This is a genomic window from Paraburkholderia madseniana (assembly GCF_009690905.1).
Lineage (GTDB): Bacteria > Pseudomonadota > Gammaproteobacteria > Burkholderiales > Burkholderiaceae > Paraburkholderia > Paraburkholderia madseniana.
Window position 1 is genome coordinate 1 of record NZ_VOSW01000073.1, and the last position, 19,175, is coordinate 19,175.

Below are 19,175 nucleotides of genomic sequence, written 5' to 3' on the forward strand. Positions count from 1 at the left end.
TTCCTCGAGCGTGACCATCTCGAGTTCGTGCTGCATGGGTGTCGGTTTCTTGAGCATGACGCTCATTAAACGACAAAGCCCGGCGCGTGGCCAGGCTTTGGGGGTACTTTGTCAGCAGTCTGAAGCCTCGCAGATGCGAGGCTTTTTTATTGAGTCGGGGGACGCGCGACCACCCGCTTAGGCGTGCTGGGGATGCGTATGCTCCTGCGGCGTCTGAGGGCGATAACCCAGCGACTCGGAAATCAGCAGCGCCGTTTGGCTGAGCTGCCCCAACCACGAGTCCTGCAAGCGATCCGCCGGTGCTGACAGCGACAGGCCCGCAACCAGCTTGCCGGTGTCGTCGTAAATCCCCGCTGCGATGCACCGCACGCCCAACTCCAGTTCTTCGTTATCGCGCGCACAGGCCTGCTGGCGCACGTGCGACAACTCGCGTTCGAGCTTGGTCAGATCGGTGATGCTGTTCTGCGTGTGGCCGGACAGCCCGGTGCGCGTGGCATAGGCCCGCACGCGGGTCGATTCGTCCGCGGCGAGGAAGAGCTTGCCCACCGAGGTCAGATGCAGCGGCGCCCGCCCGCCAATCGCCCGCACCACCTGCATGCCGGAGCGCTCGGAGTAGGCGCGTTCTATATAGACGATCTCGTCGCCCTGGCGCACCGACAGGTTCACTGTCTGCCCGGTTTGGCGGTGCAGTTCGCGCATCGGCGTGAGCGCCGCGTCGCGCACCGACAGCCGCGCCTTCACCAGATTACCCAGTTCGAGCAGGCGCATACCGAGGCGGTAAGTGCCGGGGTCCGACCGGTCGACCAGCCGGCACATCACCATGTCGTTCAGGATGCGGTGCGCGGTGGACGGGTGCAGCTCCGTGCGGATGGCGAGTTCTTTCAGGCTGACCGGGTCGCTATGCGCAGCGAGTGCATCGAGCAAGCGCATCATGCGTTCGATCACCTGGATCGACGTTTTGGGATCCGGGTTCGTATCGCTCATGGGGAGGAATCGGTTGACGCGTCAAACAGCGGAGATTGATTGTATCCCGTATTGTGAAAAGATGGAAAGCAGTTGGAACGCCTATTCCAATTTAACGTGGCATTCGTCCTATGCCTTCCGGCCGTTGGTATTGTGCGGCAAACAGCGGATAATCAGGGACGTTTTCCCGAAGGAGGGCTCATGCGAGTCGGATTGTTCGTCACCTGCCTGATCGACCTGATGCGCCCGGAGATCGGTTTTTCGGTCATCAAGCTGATCGAAGGCGCCGGTTTCGAGGTGGTGGTGCCGCCCGCGCAAACCTGTTGCGGGCAGCCCGCGTACAACTCGGGGGAGCGGCGCATCGCGCGCGATCTGGCCGAGAAAACCCTGCGTGAATTCGAACAGTTCGACTATGTCGTGGTGCCGTCCGGTTCGTGCGGCGGCATGATCCGCGCGCATTACGGCGACCTGTTTGCCGACGATCCGGAGTTGATGAACCGCTTCGGCCGGTTGCGCGCCAAAGTGTTCGAGTTGACTGATTTCCTTGTCAATGTGGCCAAGGTTCAATTGCAGCCGGGTGAGTTCACGGGCCAGGTGACGTACCACGATTCCTGTTCGGGGCTGCGCGAACTTGGCGTCAAAACGCAGCCGCGCGCGCTGCTGGCGCAGGTGGGCGTGGCGGTGACTGAAATGAAGGATTGCGAGCGCTGCTGCGGCTTCGGGGGCACCTTCGCGATCAAGTACGGCGACATCTCCACGGCAATCGTCGACGAGAAATGCGCGAATATCGGCGCGAGCGGCGCCGGCACGGTGGTGCTCGGCGACCTCGGCTGCATGCTCAATATCGAAGGCCGCTTGCGGCGCACCGGCGATACCGCCACGCGCGTGCTGCACATTGCCCAGGTGCTGGCCGGCGACGCGTAACGATTTTCGCAGCGCTCAAACCGCGCAGTGGATTCGGTGCCCGCCATTTCGCGCGCTTCACTCGTTCATTTGATTCGCTTTTAGCTCGCGCACTTCAACAGCGCATTTCACTCGCGTTTTTCATTCGCGCTTTCATCCGAATACGCTCAAGGCCGCCATGCAAGTCCAATCGATGCATTTCAAGGCCCGCGCGGGCCAGAAACTCGCTGACCAGCGTCTGCAGCGGAACCTGACCAAGCTGTCGACCAAGTTCGTGTCGGCCCGCGCCGCGGCCATGACCGCGATCGATTTTCCCGCCACCCGCGCCGCGCTGAAGGAGCGCCGCAATCGCGCGCTGGAAAATCTCGACGTCTGGCTCGAAACCTTCGAACGTGAGGCGACCCGGCGCGGCGTCACGGTCCTGTTCGCCGAGACGACGCAGGAGGCCGCGCGTCTCGTCGGCGATATTGCGCGCCGGCACGAGGTGAAGAAGGTGATCAAGACCAAGTCGATGGTCACCGAGGAAATGCGTCTGAACGAGGTGCTGGGGCAGATGGGCGTGCAATCGATCGAGACCGATCTGGGCGAATACATTCTCCAGATCAACGACAACGAGCCGCCCAGCCACATCATCGCGCCGGTCGTCCATAAGGATAAGGACGAGATTGCCGACCTGTTCGCGAAGACGCATGGCCGGCCGCGTCTGACCGAGATCACCGACATGACCCGCGAAGCGCGCGAGATGCTGCGTCCGCACTTCATGACGGCGGACATGGGTGTGACCGGCGGCAACTTCGTAGTGGCGGAGACGGGTTCGGTCGTGCTGGTCACGAACGAGGGCAACGAGGGCATGTGCACCGTGATGCCACGCGTGCATGTGGCGGTGACCGGCATCGAAAAGGTGTTGCCCACGCTGGAAGATCTCGCGACGGCAATGCGTCTGCTGCCGCGCTCGGCAACCGGTCAGGCGACGTCCAACTATTTTTCGGTGCTGACCGGGCCGCGCGGCGCGGGCGATCAGGACGGTCCCGAGCATATGTACGTGGTGCTGGTCGACGGCGGGCGCACGGGGCTGATCGGCGGCGACTTTCAGGAGATGCTGCGCTGTATCCGTTGCGGCGCTTGCATGAATCACTGCCCGGTGTATCAGAAGGTGGGCGGTCATGCCTACGGGTGGGTTTATCCGGGGCCGATGGGATCGGTGCTGACGCCGAGCTACGTCGGGATCGACAAGGCGCTGGACCTGCCTCAGGCGGCGACGTTGTGCGGCGAGTGCAACAGCGTGTGTCCGGTCGGCATTCCGTTATCCGATCTGCTGCGCAAGCTCCGCGAGAAGCAGGTCGAGCGGCATCTGAGGCCGTGGCGCGAGCGGGCAGGGCTCGCAGTGTGGGGTTTCCTCGCGTTGCACCCGGATGCTTATGCGCTCTTCACCAAGCTGGCGGTTCGCGTGCTGGAAAGAATGGGCGGGCGAAATCGTTCGATTGCCAGGTTGCCACTAGGTGGAGCGGGCTGGACCAATACGCGCGATATGCCGGCACCGGTCGGCCGCACGTTCAGGGAGTTGTACGCCGCGCAACGCAGCCATATTGGTTGAGCGAGCGGCACAGTCGTTGTGGTTTGCGCGGCTGATGCGGGAGGCGTAACGCGAGACTGCGCCTACGTTCACGCCATTCCCTGCCGGATCAATGATCCGTCATCCCTGGCTGGCGGCCGTTATTGCTTCTGGCCTGCGCATTGCCACCATTGCCGCGTCCACCGCTGTTGCCTGCCTGCTGTGGCGGAGGGGGCGGCGGGCTGCCTGCTCCTGGTCGTGGCGCGTTAGATCCACTCGGCCCTCTCGGCCCGCCAACCGCACCTTGAGGCGGCGGTCCCCCATGTTGCCCGCCGCCGTTCGGCTGACCATGCCAGCCACCGTTGTCTCCCCGGTTACCGTTGTTTCCATCGTTGCCGTTATTCGGCCGTCCCCGGTCCGGATAGCCTGGGTAGCCGCGATAGCCGGGCCCCGGCCCGTAATAGCGGCCCGGCCCGTTGTAGTAACCCGGACCCCAGTCATTGCCGTAACCCATGTAGACGTTGGTTTGCGGCACAACCGGCACGCCGGTGGCATAGCCGTCGTAACCGTCATAGCCGCTATAACCGCCGCCATAGCCGTTGCCGACCATTGGAGTGCCGTCCGGATAGACCGCGCAGCCGCCAAGCAATGCAGCAACGACCGTGAAGCCGACGAGGGGAGCAATACGTTTCATTGGAAGGACCAGTGCGAAGATTTCATGTCTGTAAGACAGCTATTATCGCTAACCGTCGCGCCGGCTTTGTATGTGTTTGTAAGGATTTCTTTTTCATGCCATGACGCAGGTCAGCGTCGTGCGCGGCAGAGGCAGACCAGTTAATGGACTGTTCCATCCAGCGCAACGCTGTATCTCGCGCCAGCCCGTTTTTCCCGATTGTAAATTCCTATAGCATTTGGACTGGGCATAGTGGGTCACGAACTCATAAGCCCCTAATCGGAAGAAACCACATCATGAAAAAGACAATATCGGTGTACTGGCCCCTCGCCATCGTCGTGCCGCTTGCTGCGGCAGCCTATCTGCACATTTGTGGCGACGCGGCTTCGCGCTCCTCGCAGGCCCCGCTCGCTGCTGATCAACTGACCGCGGAACTGGCGCGCGCCGTCTCGTATGGCATGGTCGACAACACGACGACGTTGCCGGCCAAACCCATGCACGCCGTGACGGCAATGCCTGTGGCCGAAGCATCTTAAGCGTCTTAAGCGCGCGTAGCCTCCGGCGCGATCTGGTCGACCTTTGTATAATCGCGCCACCGTTTCCTAACTGCCGATCCGCGGGCGTTGAGCGTCCGAAAGCCTCTGATGAAAACCGTGTCCGTCTGCTTTGTCTGCCTTGGGAACATCTGCCGTTCCCCGACCGCGGAAGGCGTGATGCGCCGTCTGGTCGACGAGGCGATGCTGGCGGAGCGCATTCTGATCGATTCCGCCGGCACGGGCGACTGGCACATCGGCCAACCGCCTGACGACCGCGCGCAGCATGCGGCCGAACAGCGGGGTTACGAGTTGGCCGCCTTGCGCGGACGCCAGGTCGCGGCAGCCGACTTCGAGCGTTTCGATCTGCTGATCGCAATGGACGACAAAAACGTCGCCGCGCTGCGCCAGATTTGTCCGGCGGAGCAGCGTGACAAAATCCGTCTGCTGATGGAATTCGTGCCTGAGGCGGACGGGCGCTGGGGCGGTGCCCGCGAAGTCGTCGACCCCTATTTCGGCGGCGCCGAAGGGTTCGAACAGGTACTGGATCAATGTGAAGCAGCCTGCCGCGGACTGATCGCAGCGCTGCGTCCCCAATTGATTACGTAAGACCGGCGGGTCATCGGCGAGGTTTGGGCCGGCTTATCCAGCAATTAAGCAAATGACCCAAATCACGGTAGGGATACTTGACTAATTCAGTCATGTATTTATACTTGACCAAACTTGTCGAGAATTGCGGTTCCCACACCATATGAGACTCACCACGAAAGGCCGTTTCGCCGTCACGGCGATGATTGACCTGGCACTGCGCCAGGAGCAGGGCCCGGTGACGCTTGCGGGTATCAGCCAGCGCCAACATATCTCCCTGTCTTATCTCGAGCAGCTATTTGGCAAGCTGCGTCGTCACGAAATCGTCGAGTCCGTGCGCGGACCGGGAGGCGGCTACAATCTGGCCCGCCGCGCTGAAGACGTGACCGTCGCCGACATCATCATCGCGGTCGACGAACCGCTCGACGCCACCCAATGCGGCGGCAAGGGCTCGTGCGAGGGCACCAAACAGCACGACGGCCACTGCATGACGCACGAATTGTGGTCCACGCTGAACCAGAAAATGGTCGAGTACCTCGACTCGGTGTCCCTGAAAGATCTGGTCGATCAGCAGCGTTCGCGCGAAGGTGCTGCGCCGGCGGTGTTGCGCGACCGGCGCAACGAGGCGCCGGCGGTCGAACCCGCCCGCGTCGTGCCGAAAGGGCCGAATTCTGTTTTCAACATGGCCGGTTCCTAGGCGCGGCAATCTGAACGCACCGCAGCCTGATCAGGAAACCAGAAGCCAGAGCAATGACGTCCCCGGAGCAATTGATGAACAACGACACTCTCCACCTGCCCATTTACATGGACTACAGCGCGACGACCCCGGTCGATCCGCGCGTGGTGGACAAAATGATTCCGTACTTGCGCGAGCAGTTCGGCAACCCCGCATCGCGTAGCCACTCGTATGGCTGGGACGCGGAGCGTGCGGTCGAAGAGGCGCGCGAGAACGTCGCCGCGCTGGTGAATGCCGATCCGCGCGAAATCATCTGGACCTCGGGCGCAACGGAGTCGGACAACCTCGCGATCAAGGGTGCGGCGCACTTCTACAAGAGTAAGGGCAAGCACGTCATCACGGTGAAGACCGAGCACAAGGCTGTGCTCGACACCTGCCGTGAACTCGAACGCGAAGGCTTCGAAGTCACGTATCTGGATGTGAAGGACGACGGTCTGATCGACCTCGAGAAGTTCAAGGCCGCGCTGCGCCCGGATACGATTCTGGTCTCGGTCATGTCGGTGAACAACGAGATCGGCGTGATCCAGGACATCGAGGCGATCGGTGAGATCACCCGTGAAAAGGGCATCATTTTCCACGTTGACGCCGCGCAGGCTACCGGCAAGGTGGAGATCGACCTGCAGAAGCTGAAGGTCGACCTGATGTCGTTCTCGGCACACAAGACGTATGGTCCGAAGGGCATCGGCGCGCTGTACGTGCGCCGCAAGCCGCGTATCCGTATCGAAGCGCAGATGCACGGCGGCGGTCACGAGCGCGGCATGCGTTCGGGCACGCTGGCCACGCATCAGATCGTCGGCATGGGCGAAGCATTCCGCATCGCACGCGAAGAAATGGCAACGGAAAACGAGCGCATTCGCATGCTGCGCGACCGTCTGCTGCGCGGCCTGCAGGACATGGAAGAAACCTACGTGAACGGCGACATGGAACAGCGTGTGCCGCACAACCTGAACATCAGCTTCAACTTCGTCGAAGGCGAGTCGCTGATCATGGCAGTGAAGGACGTGGCGGTGTCGTCGGGTTCGGCGTGTACGTCGGCTTCGCTGGAACCGTCGTACGTGCTGCGCGCACTGGGTCGTAACGACGAACTGGCGCATAGCTCGATCCGTTTTACCGTCGGCCGTTTTACGACGGAGCAGGATGTCGATTACGTGATCAACCTGTTGAAGACCAAAATTTCGAAGCTGCGCGATCTGTCGCCGCTGTGGGAAATGCACCAGGACGGGATCGATATTTCGACGATCAAGTGGGCTGCGCACTGACGCGCCAACGCTTAGCGTCGCGCTTATCGTCGAAAACGCAACGAATGCAGGTTGAAACGAAACAAGGAGTGTAATCATGTCTTACAGCGCAAAGGTTCTGGACCACTACGAAAATCCGCGCAACGTCGGTTCCTTCGAGAAAGACGACGATGCGGTCGGTACGGGCATGGTCGGCGCGCCGGCTTGCGGCGACGTGATGAAGCTGCAGATCCGCGTGGGCGCGGACGGCATCATCGAAGACGCGAAGTTCAAGACGTACGGCTGCGGTTCGGCGATTGCGTCGAGTTCGCTCGTTACCGAATGGGTGAAGGGCAAGACGCTTGACCAGGCCATGTCGATCAAGAACACGCAGATCGCCGAAGAATTGGCGCTGCCGCCGGTGAAGATCCACTGCTCGATCCTCGCGGAAGACGCGATCAAGGCAGCGGTCGCCGACTACAAGCAACGCCATGGTGAAGCAGTCGTCGAAGGCGACAAGCAACACGCGTAAGCGGCAGTCGAGCGCGCGGTTGAGTGCTCATTTGGGTGAGTCGAAGCGGGCGGTGCGGGCAAGAAACACCGTCCGGCATGAGCGATATTTGAAGCAGGCAGGGTAGCAGCGCGTCAGTAGGCACAGGAGTGACGAACGCGCGCGGCGCAATGAGAAACGCTATGGCAATTACGTTGACCGAAAAGGCAGCACAGCACGTCCAGAAGTATCTGACTCGCCGCGGCAAGGGGGTCGGGCTGCGCGTGGGCGTGCGCACCACGGGTTGCTCGGGTTTGGCCTACAAGCTCGAGTACGTGGATGAACTCGCGCCCGAAGACGAAGTGTTCGATTGCAACGGCGTGAAGATCATTGTCGACCCGAAGAGCCTCGCCTATATCGACGGCACCGAACTCGACTTTGCACGCGAAGGGTTGAACGAAGGCTTCAAGTTCAACAACCCGAACGTGAAGGACGAGTGCGGTTGCGGCGAATCGTTCCGCGTGTAAATCGGCTCACTCCGCGTGCAGCGGATCAAAGGCGGCGCGTGCCGCCTTTTTAGTTTGATCCGCGCGTCCGGGTTGGCACTTTTCGGCTGATTTAGTCGCTGAATGCGCCGCTAAATCCGCCGGTGAGTCTCCACGGCGCTTTCGATCCGCGTTTTTAGCCTGCACTCCGGTGCGCTTTCCTGAACGGACTCCTTTTATCCGATGGCCTCGCTGAACGACAGCCACTTCGACCTGTTCGATCTGCCGGCGCAATTCGCGCTCGACGCAGCGGCACTCGATCACGCCTACCGCACCGTGCAGGCGCAAGTGCATCCGGACCGCTTTGCGGCGGCCGGCGACGCGCAAAAGCGCATCGCGATGCAATGGGCGACGCGTACGAACGAGGCCTATCAGACGCTGCGCGATCCGTTGAAGCGCGCGACCTATCTGTTACATCTGCGCGGCATCGACGTCGGCGCGCAGAACAATACGGCGATGGAGCCGGCGTTCCTGATGCAGCAGATGGAGTGGCGCGAAGGCATTGAAGACGCGGCCGCGGCGAAGAACGTCGACGCGCTCGACGCCTTGCTCGCTGAACTGCGCGACGAAGAGCGGATGCGTTTCGACAAGCTCGGCGCGCTGCTCGACAGCGGCGCGAATCAGGCGGCGGGCGAGGCGGTGCGGCAGTTGATGTTCATCGAGCGGGTGGCGTCGGAAATCGGCACGCAGATCGAGCGGCTCGAGAACTAGCGGTCCGGCGTAGCGGCGCGAGTCGGCGCCGTGCATGAACAGGTAGCGATAGCAGCCGTAGCATTACATCCAGCAACGCGAAAATTCAGGACGGGGCCCAGCGGCCCCGAGAAGATCCAGATGGCCTTACTGCAAATCTCCGAACCCGGCATGGCGCCGGCGCCCCATCAGCGGCGTCTGGCGGTCGGTATCGATCTCGGCACCACCAATTCCCTTGTCGCCGCCGTGCGCAGCGGCGTGCCTGACGTGCTGCCCGACGAAGACGGCTATGCGCTGCTGCCGTCGGTTGTCCGTTACCTGGAAAAGGGCGGCCGCCGTATCGGCCGCACGGCCAAGGCTGAAGCCGCGATCGATCCGCGCAACACGATCGTGTCGGTCAAGCGCTTCATGGGCCGCGGCAAGGCGGAAGTGGAAGGCGCCGAAAACGCGCCGTACGATTTCATCGACGCGCCCGGCATGGTGCAGATCCGTACCGTCGACGGCGTGAAGAGCCCAGTCGAAGTGTCGGCGGAAATTCTTGCGACGCTGCGCCAGCGTGCCGAAGACACGCTCGGCGACGAACTGGTCGGCGCAGTCATTACCGTGCCTGCGTATTTCGACGAAGCGCAGCGCCAGGCGACCAAAGACGCCGCGCGTCTGGCCGGCCTGAACGTGCTGCGTCTCCTGAACGAGCCGACTGCGGCCGCGATCGCCTACGGCCTCGATAACGGTTCCGAAGGTCTCTACGCGGTCTACGACCTCGGTGGCGGCACCTTCGATCTGTCGATTCTGAAGCTCACCAAGGGTGTGTTCGAAGTGCTCGCGGCGGGCGGCGATTCCGCGCTCGGCGGCGACGATTTCGACCATGCCCTGTATCGCCACGTGCTGGAGCAGGCGGGCATCGCGCCGCAAACACTCGCACCGGAAGACGTCCGCCTGCTGCTCGACAGCGTACGCGTGTCCAAGGAGGCGTTGTCCGGCGCGCCGAATGCGAAGGTACAGGCAACGCTCTCGAACGGCACTCAGATCGATCTGACGGTCGACGAGGCCACTTTCGAGGCCATCACTCAGGCGCTGGTTCAACGGACGCTTGGGCCCACGAAGAAAGCGCTGCGCGACGCCAAGGTTGCGACCAAGGACATTGAAGGCGTGGTGCTGGTCGGCGGCGCGACGCGCATGCCGGTGATCCGCCGTGCGGTCGAGTCGTTCTTCGGCCAGCCGCCTTTGATCAACCTCGACCCGGATCAGGTCGTCGCGCTCGGTGCGGCGATCCAGGCCGATCTGCTCGCGGGCAACCGTGGCGCCGACGGCGACGACTGGCTGCTGCTCGACGTGATTCCGCTGTCGCTGGGCGTTGAAACGATGGGTGGTTTGACCGAGAAGATCATCCCGCGCAATTCGACGATTCCGGTCGCCCGCGCGCAGGATTTCACGACCTTCAAGGACGGCCAGACGGCCATGGCGATCCACGTCGTGCAAGGCGAGCGCGAGCTCGTCAACGATTGCCGTTCGCTCGCGCGGTTCGAGCTGCGCGGCATTCCGCCGATGGCCGCCGGTGCGGCGCGGATTCGCGTCACGTATCAGGTCGACGCGGACGGCCTGCTGTCCGTGTTCGCACGTGAACAGGGCTCGGGCGTGGAAGCGTCGGTGGTGGTCAAACCGTCCTACGGTCTCGCCGACGACGACATCGCCAGAATGCTCGAAGAGAGCTTTTCGACCGCCGAAGTCGACATGCGCGCGCGTGCGCTGCGTGAAGCGCAAGTCGAAGCGCGCCGTCTCGTCGAAGCCACCGACGCGGCGCTCGCCGCCGACGCCGAATTGCTCGACGACAGCGAACGCGCCGAACTCGACACGCTGCTCACCGCCTTGCGCAACATCGCGGCAAGCGACGACGCCGACGCGATCGAAGCCGCGACCAAAGCGCTCGCCGAAGGCACCGACGAATTTGCCGCCCGCCGCATGAACAAAGGCATTCGCCGTGCGCTGGCCGGCCGCAAGCTCGACGAGATCTGAGCGTCTTGCGGCGTGGCTGCGCGATGCGCGCCAGCCGGCAATGAATCGCGCTGCGCGGACTTAAAAAGTCCGCGCAGCGCCAGTAAAATGGTACGGAGCCTGTTTGCGGCCGCCGTGCCACAGACCCAAACGGAAAATGTATGCCTCAAATCGTTGTGCTGCCCCACGTCGAACTGTGCCCGGAAGGCGCGGTGATCGATGCCGTGCCCGGCAAGAGCATCTGCGACAGCCTGCTCGAACACGGCATCGAAATCGAACACGCGTGCGAGAAGTCTTGCGCGTGCACGACTTGTCACGTGATCGTGCGTGAGGGTTTCGCCGCCTTGACGCCGTCCGAGGAAGACGAGGACGATCTGCTGGACAAGGCGTGGGGGCTCGAACCGGCCTCGCGTCTGTCGTGCCAGGCGATGGTGCCGGCCGAGCAGGATCTGGTTGTCGAGATCCCGCGCTACTCGATCAATCACGCGAAGGAAAATCACTAACTGGAGGATGCAGCCATGAAGTGGACCGATACGCAAGACATCGCGATGGCCCTGACTGACAAGCACCAGGACATCGATCCGCAACAGGTGCGCTTCACCGATTTGCACCGTTGGGTCACCGAGCTGGAAGGTTTCGACGACGATCCTAACCGGTCGAACGAAAAGATCCTCGAAGCGATTCAGGCTGCATGGATTGAAGACGCGGATTACTGAGCGAGCAGTATGCCCGGTTGTTCGCTGGCGGCGGGGCGAGATTGATTCCGCTCCGGCTGCGGCAAAGAAAAAGGCGATTCCATTGGAATCGCCTTTTTTAACGCCTGGAGAATCTTCAGGCTGTCAGCGGTCAGCTTGCTACGAGCGTGCCGTTTTCGACCCGCACGCGCTGGCCTTGCTGGAACGGCGGCGCTTCGTGATACGTGAAGTAGCGCGTCTTGCCGTTTTCCATCCGCACCCGCACGGAATAGGACGTCGTGCTGCGAATGTGCTTTTCAACCGAGTTACCGGCCAGGCCGCCACCGAGGGCGCCCAGCACCGTCATCGCGGTGCGGCCGTTGCCGCTGCCGAACTGGTTGCCGACTACGCCACCGGCCACTGCGCCGCCGACCGCACCGATACCCGTGCCATGGCCTTCCTGACGTACCGCCGAGATGCCTTCGACTGTGCCGCAGGTCGAGCAGTAGGCAGGTTGCGACGGCTGTTGCTGGGCGTACTGCGGTGCCGGTCGGGCCTGTTGCTGCTGGGCGTACTGAGGTGCCGGTTGCGCCTGTTGCTGCTGAGCGTACTGTTGTTGCTGCGTTGGCGCCGGGGCGCGTTGAGGCGCCTGTTGCTGCGCTGCCTGCTGTTGCGCTTCGGCCTGCGCGGCTGCCTGTTGAGCGGCCGGGTTTGCCGGCGCCGCTGAATCGACCACGCCCGGTTGGGTGGCCACTTGCGCAGCCTGGGTCTGATCGGTTTGCGCGCCGCTGCTCGACGCGCTCGGGAACAGGCCCGTGACGGCCGCTGTCGCGGCGAGGCTGGCGATGATTACTGCGCCCGCGGCAGTAGCGACGAGCGGATGAAGACGACGTTGTTGCGTGGGTTTGGTATCTGGATTGTCCATATTGGCCTCCGTCTGGAGCAGAGTCGACTGTTATTGAGACTGAGTGTCGGGCAATTCGATCCCGGAAGGGTTTCAATTTGTAACCATTTTCGGGCAATCATCGCGGCGCTTTCGCGTCAAAGCGCGCGCAGCGCGGCGGGGTGCCTGATTTCTTGCGGGTCCACAGCAACTTAAGAAAACCGCGGCCCGGCGGCGAATATGCGCCTTTTACCGATGGTTACAAACCGTCAGATTACAGCAGGCGGTGTTTTTCACGCACCGAAAGAAAAAACGCCCAACATCGAGCCAGGCGTTTTTCTTTTGCAAACCACGCAACGATCAGTCTTCGCGGCGCAGATGCGGGAACAGAATTACGTCGCGAATGCTCGGGCTGTCGGTCAGCATCATGACCAGACGGTCGATGCCGATGCCGCAACCGCCGGCCGGCGGCATGCCGTACTCCAGCGCGCGGATGTAGTCGGCGTCGTAGAACATCGCTTCTTCGTCGCCGGCGTCTTTCTGGTCAACCTGCTTCTTGAAGCGGGCGGCCTGGTCTTCCGGATCGTTCAGCTCCGAGAAACCGTTGGCGATTTCACGGCCCGTGATGAACAGCTCGAAACGCTCGGTGATGCCGTTGAACTTGTCCGACGCGCGCGCCAACGGCGACACTTCGATCGGGTAGTCGATGATGAAAGTCGGCTCCCACAATTGCGCTTCAGCGGTCTCTTCGAACAGCGCCAGTTGCAAGGCGCCGACGCCGGCGTTCAGGAACTGCGGCTGCGACGCATCCACGCCGAACTTCTTCAGTTCCGTGCGCAGGAATGCGTCGTCGCCGAGTTGTGCGTCCGTGTACTGCGGCGCGTACTTCTGGATCGCCTGGCTGATCGTCAAACGATGGAAAGGCTTGGCCAGATCCAGTTCACGACCCTGGTAGCTGATCGTCGCGCTACCGAGCGCATCGACCGCCGCCTGGCGGATCAGCTGCTCGGTGAAGTCCATGATCCACTTGTAATCGGTGTACGCCGCGTAGAACTCGATCATCGTGAATTCCGGATTGTGGCGGACCGACACGCCCTCATTGCGGAAGTTACGGTTGATCTCGAACACACGCTCGAAGCCGCCGACCACGAGGCGCTTCAGATACAGTTCCGGCGCGATGCGCAGGAACATTTGCATATCGAGCGCGTTGTGGTGCGTTTTGAACGGCTTGGCCGCCGCGCCGCCTGGAATCGGGTGCAGCATCGGCGTTTCGACTTCCATGAAGTCGGCGTCCGACATGAACTTGCGGATCGACGAAATTGCCTTGGTGCGCGCGACGAAGGTCTTGCGCGTTTCCGGCGTGACGATCAGGTCGACGTAGCGCTGGCGGTACTTCATTTCCTGGTCGGCGAGACCATGGAACTTGTCCGGCAGCGGACGCAGCGACTTCGACAGCAAACGTAGTTCGGTGCAACGCACCGAGAGTTCGCCCTTGTTGGTGCGGAACAGCACGCCGCGTGCCGCGACGATGTCACCCATGTCCCACTTCTTGAAGGCGTCGTACGTTTCCTGACCGACGTCGGCGGGCGTAATGAAGAACTGGATCTGACCCGAACCGTCGCGCACGGTTGCAAAGCTCGCCTTGCCCATCACGCGCTTGAGCATCATGCGGCCGGCGATCGCGACTTCGAGCGGATTGACTTCGAGCGCTTCCTTGTCGGTTTCGGCGTATTTCGATTGCAGATCTTCGGCGTGATGCGTGGGGCGGAAATCGTTCGGATAGGCGACGCCTTGCTCACGCAGTTCGCGCAGCTTTTCGCGGCGTTCGGCCATGATCTTGTTGTCGTCTACCTCGGGCGTGACATTAGGCTGGGCCGCATTCGGCTGGGTCGGTTCGGTCATGATGGTTTGGTATTCGGTGGCCCGCACCAGGATGGTCCGCATGCGGGTGGCCAGTCAGTAAAAACCTCAGGCGCTATAACAAAGGTGCAAAGATACGGCGCGACGATGTCAGGCATGCCGCGCCGGTTGCGCTTAGACGCCCTGTTTCAGGCTGGCGCTGATGAACGGATCGAGGTCGCCGTCGAGCACGCTCTTGGTATTGCTGATTTCGACGTTGGTACGCAGATCCTTGATACGGCTGTTGTCCAGCACGTACGAGCGGATCTGGTGACCCCAGCCCACATCGGTCTTGCCGGCTTCGAGCTTGTCCTGCTCGGCCTGACGCTTGCGGATTTCCGCTTCGTACAGGCGCGATTTCAGCATGGCCATGGCTTCGGCGCGGTTGCGGTGCTGTGAACGATCGTTCTGGCACTGCACGACGATGCCCGACGGCATGTGCGTAATCCGCACGGCCGAATCGGTCTTGTTGATGTGCTGACCGCCCGCACCGGACGCGCGGTACGTGTCGATGCGCAGATCGGCCGGATTGATGTCGACTTCGATCGAATCGTCGATTTCCGGATACACGAACACCGACGAGAACGATGTATGGCGGCCACCCGACGAATCGAACGGCGACTTGCGCACGAGGCGGTGCACGCCGGTTTCGGTGCGCAAAAAGCCATAGGCGTATTCGCCTTCGATCTTGATCGTGGCGTTCTTGATGCCCGCGACGTCGCCTTCGGTCTGTTCCAGCACTTCGGTCTTGAAGCCCTTGCGCTCGCAGTAGCGCAGGTACTGGCGCAGCAGCATGGACGCCCAGTCGCACGCTTCGGTACCGCCGGCGCCGGCTTGAATGTCGAGGAAGGCGTTGTTCGGGTCGGCCGGATTCGCGAACATCCGGCGGAATTCCATGTCGGCGACGCGCTGCTCGAGCCCTTGGGCATCCGTTTCGCACGAGATGAGGGTTTCCTCGTCGTCTTCTTCGCGGGCCATTTCGAACAGGTCCTGCGCGTCGCGCAGGTCGTTGTCGAGCGACGTAAGCTTGCCGACGACGTCGTCGAGCAGTTTCTTTTCCCGGCCGAGGGCCTGCGCGTGCTTCGAGTCGTTCCAGACGTCCGGGTCTTCGAGTTCCCGGTTGACTTCGATTAGACGCAGTGCTTTGTCGTCGTAGTCAAAGATACCCCCGTAGCGAGTCTGCGCGCGTGCGCAGGTCCGCCAGAGAGGCTTCGATCGCGTTGAGACGTTCCGCTTCCATGTCGATCTTTTATAGCTTCGTAAAAAGGTGAAATTATAGCCGATCGGCGCCCCGCGCCGGAGGCTTGTGAGCGATCCGGCGCGGGTTTGGGGTTGATTTTGCGGTGATTTTCGGTGCTTTCGAGCGATGCCGGGCAAGCTGCGGTACACGCGGCCATGGGTAGCCGGCGCAAGCATTGCGCGCAAATTTCGCGGCGTGGACCCGAGGCGGCGACGGCCCGTGCGCGCTTCAGCTCGCCGCGTGCTCGACGATCAATTGCACCCGCGATACGCCATTCCACGTGTCGCTGGCGAGCCGGTAGGCGACGGTGGTGCGCGCGGGCAGCGTGTCCGTATGGTTGAACCAGATCGCGTTGAAACGCTGGCGGCCGCGCACCAACTGCAGTTTCAGATGCTTGTCTTTCACCAGCGCCTGCGAGGCGATGTCGAACTCGCCGGAAAACACTGGCGCCGGGAAGCCTTGGCCCCATACGGCGGCGTCGAGCATTTCGACGAATTGCGGCGTGAAATAGGCGTCTTCGAGTTCGCCGTCGGTTTCGACCGTGCGCGAAAGCGCCTCTTCGGAGAGCCATTCGCGGCCCACTGCCTCGAACGCGGCGGTGAAGCGCGGCACGTCGGCGGCGGCCATCGTCAGACCCGCTGCCATCGCGTGGCCGCCGAATTTGACGATCAGGCCCGGCTCGCGCTTCGAGATCAGATCGAGCGCGTCACGCAGATGGAAACCCGAGATCGAACGGCCCGAGCCTTTGACGAGCTGGCCGCTGTCGTCGGCAAGCGCGAACGTGAACGACGGCCGGTGGAATTTCTCCTTCAACCGTCCGGCGACGATGCCGATCACGCCCTGGTGCCAACTCGGATTGAACAGCGTGATGGTGGTCGCGCCCTCAGGATTGATCGCCGAGAGGTCCTCGAGCGCCTGCTGCTGCATGCCGGCTTCGATTTCGCGGCGCTCGCGGTTCATCGTGTCGAGCTGCTGCGCGAGATCCCATGCGCGGCCGATGTCGTCGGTGGTCAGGCACTCGATCCCGAGCGACATGTCCGACAGGCGGCCGGCCGCGTTCAGGCGCGGCCCGAGCGCGAAACCGAGGTCGAAGCCCGATGCACTGCGGGCGTCGCGCGCGGCCGCGCGAAAGAGGGCGGCGATGCCCGGCTGCATCTTGCCTTTGCGGATCCGCTGCAGTCCTTGCGCGACCAGCACGCGGTTATTGCCGTCGAGCTTGACCACGTCGGCCACCGTCCCGAGCGCGACCAGATCGAGCAGGCCGTCCAGCCGCGGCTCGGGGAAATCGTCGTTGAAGGCGCCGCGGCGGCGCAATTCCGCGCGCAATGCCAGCAGCACATAAAACATCACGCCGACGCCCGCGATGCACTTGCTCGGGAACGTGCAGCCCGGCTGGTTCGGATTGACGATCGCGCGGGCCGCCGGCAGTTCGTCGCCGGGAAGGTGGTGATCGGTGACCAGCACGTCGATGCCGAGCGCGTTCGCCGCTTCCACACCATCGACGCTGGCGATGCCGTTATCGACCGTAATCAGCAGTTCCGGCTTGCCCGACGCGCTGCGGGCGGCCAGTGCGACGATCTCAGGCGTGAGGCCATAGCCGTATTCGAAGCGGTTCGGCACCAGATATTCGATCTGACCACCGAACATGCGCAGGCCGCGTACCGCGACCGCGCAGGCGGTGGCGCCGTCGCAGTCGTAGTCGGCGACCACCAGCATGCGGCGTTTGTTCTGGATCGCGTCCGCGAGCAGCACGGCGGCGCCTTCGCAGTCTTTGAGCCCGGCGGGCGGCACGAGCCGCGCGAGACCGGTTTCGATTTCATCGGGCATGCACACGCCGCGCGCGGCGTACAGGCGCGCGAGCACCGGATGCAGGCCGTGGCGGGGGAGGACTTCGGCGTCGACGGGGGACGAGGCGCGCGTAACGATTCGAGTCATTCGGAAAGGCCGTGGATCATTCGATAGGTCATTCGATAAACAGCGACGCGAACACGCGCCGTCGCCAGAATTTGCGCAGATCGCCGCGCGTGACCGTGAGCGTCACCGAACCGGTGTCGCCGCACAGCGTCAGGGCGAGTTCGTTCAAATGGCCGGATTGCAGCGCTTGCAATGCGGGTTCGAACCAGTCGGCTTGCAATGCGGCGAAAGCGTCGTTCCAGCGCGCCCAGTCCTGCTCGATGTAGGGCGCGGAGAAAGGATCGAGTTCGACCAGCGTGGCGCCGTCGGCATGTGTCTCGGCGGACGCGCCAACCGACGCGTTGCCTGACGCGCCGTTCGCCGCAGTAGCGGCCTGGAACGCCGCAAACGACGCCGGCGGCGCCGCGGTCTGGACGCCAGACGTCATGGCGAGGCCACGCGTGGCCGCCGCGTCGGAAAACACCCGCGCGAACGGGCTCCTGACCGGCTGCGCCGCGCCTTGCGCGTGAAACCAGATCGAGTTGACAGCCGGCAGGCCGCGCGCCTCGCGCGCTTCATTGACGGGATGCTCGAACCACGCCATCTGGACTTCGTTCTGCAGCTTCATCCAGGCGCGTGAACGGTCGCCGGAATGCGCTTCGTGCGGCAGCCAGATTTCGATGTTGCGGCCGCTCGCGCGCAACGGCGACGCCCCTGCCAGCGTGCCGAAGCCGTCGCCCGACAAGTACCAGCGCGCGGGCTTCGGCGCTTCGATGCGCACACCGAGTTCCTCGATCAACGGCCGGGCGACCGCCAGCAGCACGCTGGCTTCGTCGTCGGACAGTTCGAGCGAGGCCGGATCGATCAGCACCAGATGGTCGTGCGCGATGCGCACGTGCACCGGTTGTACGCAGGCCCACGTCGCAGTGCCGGGCTCGCCACCGTCGGCGCGCAGCATGTACGGGGCAAGCGGCGCTTCGTCCGCGGCCGCCGCGCCGCTCGGCAGCGCGCCGAACTGGCGCGCCACCCAGCGCTCGTGCGGCAGCGTGCGCTGAAAATCTTCACCGATCACCCGTTCGACCAGCGTCGCGCGGGCGATCAGCCGGTCGAGAGCCGGACTCTGGATGTCGTGCAGGGCGGTGGAGGCGTCCGCTGCGGCGGGCAGCGCGAAGGGCAGGAGAAGATGAAGACGGTTGGCGTGCATGATGCTGCGCATTGTAGGGCAAAGAGTGCGAGTATTCAGACCATATCGGCGGATTCGGGCACCCCATCCGAGCCTTGCCGATGGCAGCAGCCGCGCGCGGCGGCACCGCGCCCATGACGAGGGAGACCGACATGTCGCGTGAACTGAAAACCGAGCAGGAACTGCTTGCATTGGTCGTGCAGGCGCTCGACGCCAATCCGGCCACGGCCGGCTGGATCCCGACCGGTTTCCACGAGACCGTCGAGGACGAGGACGGCTGCAACTGGGATATCACCCATCTGCATCGCGACCGTAAGGATGCGGAAGTGCGCGACGTTGCAGCCAGCGAGGCGGCCGGGATCATCAACGATCTGCGCCGCCGCTACAACCTGAGTTAGGGCGAGTGTCTGCGCAAGACGGCGAGCGGGCAGCGTTGCGCCGTGAGGCCGCTGCGTCTGCCGTGAGCCCAGCGTGCAAGGCCTTTGCGTGGGTTCGCGGCATTGTATGGCAAACTTCGCGCT

20 protein-coding genes are annotated in these 19,175 nt (G+C 63.0%); 13 read left to right on the plus strand and 7 right to left on the minus strand.

What is annotated here, in order from left to right; all coding sequences use genetic code 11:
* Window positions 1-177: 177 nt before the first annotated feature.
* The gene (locus FSO04_RS31120; RefSeq protein WP_097389715.1) at window positions 178-984 is read right to left on the minus strand and encodes an IclR family transcriptional regulator; all 807 of its coding nucleotides are present in this window, start codon (window positions 982-984) and stop codon (window positions 178-180) included.
* A 180-nt stretch (window positions 985-1,164) separates the two neighbouring features.
* On the opposite strand from FSO04_RS31120, the gene FSO04_RS31125 reads away from it, so the two are divergent.
* Both FSO04_RS31125 and FSO04_RS31130 read left to right on the plus strand, forming a co-directional pair.
* Window positions 1,165-1,887, plus strand: coding sequence for a (Fe-S)-binding protein (locus FSO04_RS31125; RefSeq protein ID WP_154565449.1), 723 nt, complete (start codon window positions 1,165-1,167; stop codon window positions 1,885-1,887).
* A 157-nt stretch (window positions 1,888-2,044) separates the two neighbouring features.
* Window positions 2,045-3,460, plus strand: coding sequence for a lactate utilization protein B (locus FSO04_RS31130; protein WP_154565450.1), 1,416 nt, complete (start codon window positions 2,045-2,047; stop codon window positions 3,458-3,460).
* Window positions 3,461-3,548: 88 nt separating this feature from the next.
* On the opposite strand, the gene FSO04_RS31135 is transcribed toward FSO04_RS31130, so the two are convergent.
* On the minus strand, window positions 3,549-4,112 hold the full coding sequence (locus FSO04_RS31135; RefSeq protein ID WP_154565451.1) for a hypothetical protein: 564 nt from the start codon (window positions 4,110-4,112) through the stop codon (window positions 3,549-3,551).
* A 275-nt stretch (window positions 4,113-4,387) separates the two neighbouring features.
* Between FSO04_RS31135 and FSO04_RS31140 the strand changes: the two genes are divergently transcribed.
* The 10 genes from FSO04_RS31140 to iscX all read left to right on the plus strand — a co-directional run bounded on the left by FSO04_RS31140 (window position 4,388) and on the right by iscX (window position 11,598).
* Window positions 4,388-4,627, plus strand: a complete 240-nt coding sequence (locus FSO04_RS31140) for a hypothetical protein (RefSeq protein WP_154565452.1) — start codon at window positions 4,388-4,390, stop codon at window positions 4,625-4,627.
* 108 nt (window positions 4,628-4,735) lie between these two features.
* Window positions 4,736-5,233 (plus strand): low molecular weight protein-tyrosine-phosphatase, encoded by a 498-nt coding sequence (locus tag FSO04_RS31145; RefSeq protein ID WP_154565453.1) that lies wholly within the window; start codon window positions 4,736-4,738, stop codon window positions 5,231-5,233.
* Window positions 5,234-5,375: 142 nt separating this feature from the next.
* Window positions 5,376-5,909 carry a Fe-S cluster assembly transcriptional regulator IscR gene (gene iscR / locus FSO04_RS31150; RefSeq protein WP_154565454.1) on the plus strand — a complete coding sequence of 178 codons (534 nt, stop codon included), beginning with the start codon at window positions 5,376-5,378 and terminating at the stop codon, window positions 5,907-5,909.
* A gap of 74 nt (window positions 5,910-5,983) precedes the next feature.
* Window positions 5,984-7,207 (plus strand): IscS subfamily cysteine desulfurase, encoded by a 1,224-nt coding sequence (locus FSO04_RS31155; protein ID WP_154565455.1) that lies wholly within the window; start codon window positions 5,984-5,986, stop codon window positions 7,205-7,207.
* A 76-nt stretch (window positions 7,208-7,283) separates the two neighbouring features.
* The gene (gene iscU, locus FSO04_RS31160) at window positions 7,284-7,697 is read left to right on the plus strand and encodes a Fe-S cluster assembly scaffold IscU (RefSeq protein WP_097389708.1); all 414 of its coding nucleotides are present in this window, start codon (window positions 7,284-7,286) and stop codon (window positions 7,695-7,697) included.
* Window positions 7,698-7,858: 161 nt separating this feature from the next.
* Complete coding sequence (iscA, locus tag FSO04_RS31165) at window positions 7,859-8,182, plus strand: iron-sulfur cluster assembly protein IscA (protein ID WP_028199494.1); 324 nt, start codon at window positions 7,859-7,861, stop codon at window positions 8,180-8,182.
* 201 nt (window positions 8,183-8,383) lie between these two features.
* The gene (gene hscB, locus FSO04_RS31170) at window positions 8,384-8,911 is read left to right on the plus strand and encodes a Fe-S protein assembly co-chaperone HscB (RefSeq protein ID WP_154565456.1); all 528 of its coding nucleotides are present in this window, start codon (window positions 8,384-8,386) and stop codon (window positions 8,909-8,911) included.
* Between the two features lie 120 nt (window positions 8,912-9,031).
* Window positions 9,032-10,903, plus strand: coding sequence for a Fe-S protein assembly chaperone HscA (gene hscA / locus FSO04_RS31175; RefSeq protein WP_154565457.1), 1,872 nt, complete (start codon window positions 9,032-9,034; stop codon window positions 10,901-10,903).
* Between the two features lie 140 nt (window positions 10,904-11,043).
* On the plus strand, window positions 11,044-11,385 hold the full coding sequence (gene fdx, locus FSO04_RS31180) for an ISC system 2Fe-2S type ferredoxin (RefSeq protein WP_097389705.1): 342 nt from the start codon (window positions 11,044-11,046) through the stop codon (window positions 11,383-11,385).
* A 15-nt stretch (window positions 11,386-11,400) separates the two neighbouring features.
* A complete protein-coding gene (gene iscX, locus FSO04_RS31185) occupies window positions 11,401-11,598 on the plus strand; it encodes a Fe-S cluster assembly protein IscX (RefSeq protein WP_007181290.1) in 198 nt (65 codons plus the stop codon).
* Window positions 11,599-11,728: 130 nt separating this feature from the next.
* Here iscX and FSO04_RS31190 read toward each other — a convergent pair whose 3' ends face one another.
* The 5 genes from FSO04_RS31190 to FSO04_RS31210 all read right to left on the minus strand — a co-directional run bounded on the left by FSO04_RS31190 (window position 11,729) and on the right by FSO04_RS31210 (window position 18,687).
* Complete coding sequence (locus FSO04_RS31190; RefSeq protein WP_154565458.1) at window positions 11,729-12,481, minus strand: glycine zipper 2TM domain-containing protein; 753 nt, start codon at window positions 12,479-12,481, stop codon at window positions 11,729-11,731.
* Window positions 12,482-12,799: 318 nt separating this feature from the next.
* Window positions 12,800-14,341: a lysine--tRNA ligase gene (lysS, locus tag FSO04_RS31195; protein ID WP_154565481.1), complete on the minus strand. Its 1,542-nt coding sequence runs from the start codon at window positions 14,339-14,341 to the stop codon at window positions 12,800-12,802.
* Window positions 14,342-14,473: 132 nt separating this feature from the next.
* Window positions 14,474-15,578 (minus strand): peptide chain release factor 2 gene (gene prfB / locus FSO04_RS31200; RefSeq protein WP_154565459.1). Its coding sequence is split into 2 segments (ribosomal slippage): window positions 14,474-15,496 and window positions 15,498-15,578, totalling 1,104 coding nucleotides; the frame shifts between segments, so codons are not numbered across the junction.
* A gap of 228 nt (window positions 15,579-15,806) precedes the next feature.
* Complete coding sequence (gene recJ, locus FSO04_RS31205) at window positions 15,807-17,513, minus strand: single-stranded-DNA-specific exonuclease RecJ (RefSeq protein ID WP_154565460.1); 1,707 nt, start codon at window positions 17,511-17,513, stop codon at window positions 15,807-15,809.
* Window positions 17,514-17,541: 28 nt separating this feature from the next.
* Window positions 17,542-18,687, minus strand: a complete 1,146-nt coding sequence (locus tag FSO04_RS31210) for a regulator (protein WP_154565461.1) — start codon at window positions 18,685-18,687, stop codon at window positions 17,542-17,544.
* 68 nt (window positions 18,688-18,755) lie between these two features.
* Here FSO04_RS31210 and FSO04_RS31215 point away from each other — a divergent pair, with 68 nt between their 5' ends.
* Window positions 18,756-19,052, plus strand: a complete 297-nt coding sequence (locus tag FSO04_RS31215) for a hypothetical protein (RefSeq protein WP_154565462.1) — start codon at window positions 18,756-18,758, stop codon at window positions 19,050-19,052.
* Window positions 19,053-19,175: the final 123 nt, after the last annotated feature.

Excerpts from the sequence above, each read along its gene's own strand:
- hscA (WP_154565457.1), top strand. The coding sequence starts at position 9,032 with ATGGCCTTACTGCAAATCTCCGAACCCGGCATGGCGCCGGCGCCCCAT.
- FSO04_RS31130 (WP_154565450.1), top strand. The coding sequence starts at position 2,045 with ATGCAAGTCCAATCGATGCATTTCAAGGCCCGCGCGGGCCAGAAACTC.
- FSO04_RS31210 (WP_154565461.1), bottom strand. The coding sequence starts at position 18,687 with ATGCGCAGCATCATGCACGCCAACCGTCTTCATCTTCTCCTGCCCTTC.
- iscA (WP_028199494.1), top strand. The coding sequence starts at position 7,859 with ATGGCAATTACGTTGACCGAAAAGGCAGCACAGCACGTCCAGAAGTAT.
- FSO04_RS31120 (WP_097389715.1), bottom strand. The coding sequence starts at position 984 with ATGAGCGATACGAACCCGGATCCCAAAACGTCGATCCAGGTGATCGAA.
- FSO04_RS31145 (WP_154565453.1), top strand. The coding sequence starts at position 4,736 with ATGAAAACCGTGTCCGTCTGCTTTGTCTGCCTTGGGAACATCTGCCGT.
- fdx (WP_097389705.1), top strand. The coding sequence starts at position 11,044 with ATGCCTCAAATCGTTGTGCTGCCCCACGTCGAACTGTGCCCGGAAGGC.
- FSO04_RS31140 (WP_154565452.1), top strand. The coding sequence starts at position 4,388 with ATGAAAAAGACAATATCGGTGTACTGGCCCCTCGCCATCGTCGTGCCG.
- iscR (WP_154565454.1), top strand. The coding sequence starts at position 5,376 with ATGAGACTCACCACGAAAGGCCGTTTCGCCGTCACGGCGATGATTGAC.
- FSO04_RS31155 (WP_154565455.1), top strand. The coding sequence starts at position 5,984 with ATGAACAACGACACTCTCCACCTGCCCATTTACATGGACTACAGCGCG.
- FSO04_RS31125 (WP_154565449.1), top strand. The coding sequence starts at position 1,165 with ATGCGAGTCGGATTGTTCGTCACCTGCCTGATCGACCTGATGCGCCCG.
- lysS (WP_154565481.1), bottom strand. The coding sequence starts at position 14,341 with ATGACCGAACCGACCCAGCCGAATGCGGCCCAGCCTAATGTCACGCCC.
- recJ (WP_154565460.1), bottom strand. The coding sequence starts at position 17,513 with ATGACTCGAATCGTTACGCGCGCCTCGTCCCCCGTCGACGCCGAAGTC.
- FSO04_RS31190 (WP_154565458.1), bottom strand. The coding sequence starts at position 12,481 with ATGGACAATCCAGATACCAAACCCACGCAACAACGTCGTCTTCATCCG.
- hscB (WP_154565456.1), top strand. The coding sequence starts at position 8,384 with ATGGCCTCGCTGAACGACAGCCACTTCGACCTGTTCGATCTGCCGGCG.
- FSO04_RS31215 (WP_154565462.1), top strand. The coding sequence starts at position 18,756 with ATGGCAGCAGCCGCGCGCGGCGGCACCGCGCCCATGACGAGGGAGACC.
- iscX (WP_007181290.1), top strand. The coding sequence starts at position 11,401 with ATGAAGTGGACCGATACGCAAGACATCGCGATGGCCCTGACTGACAAG.
- iscU (WP_097389708.1), top strand. The coding sequence starts at position 7,284 with ATGTCTTACAGCGCAAAGGTTCTGGACCACTACGAAAATCCGCGCAAC.
- FSO04_RS31135 (WP_154565451.1), bottom strand. The coding sequence starts at position 4,112 with ATGAAACGTATTGCTCCCCTCGTCGGCTTCACGGTCGTTGCTGCATTG.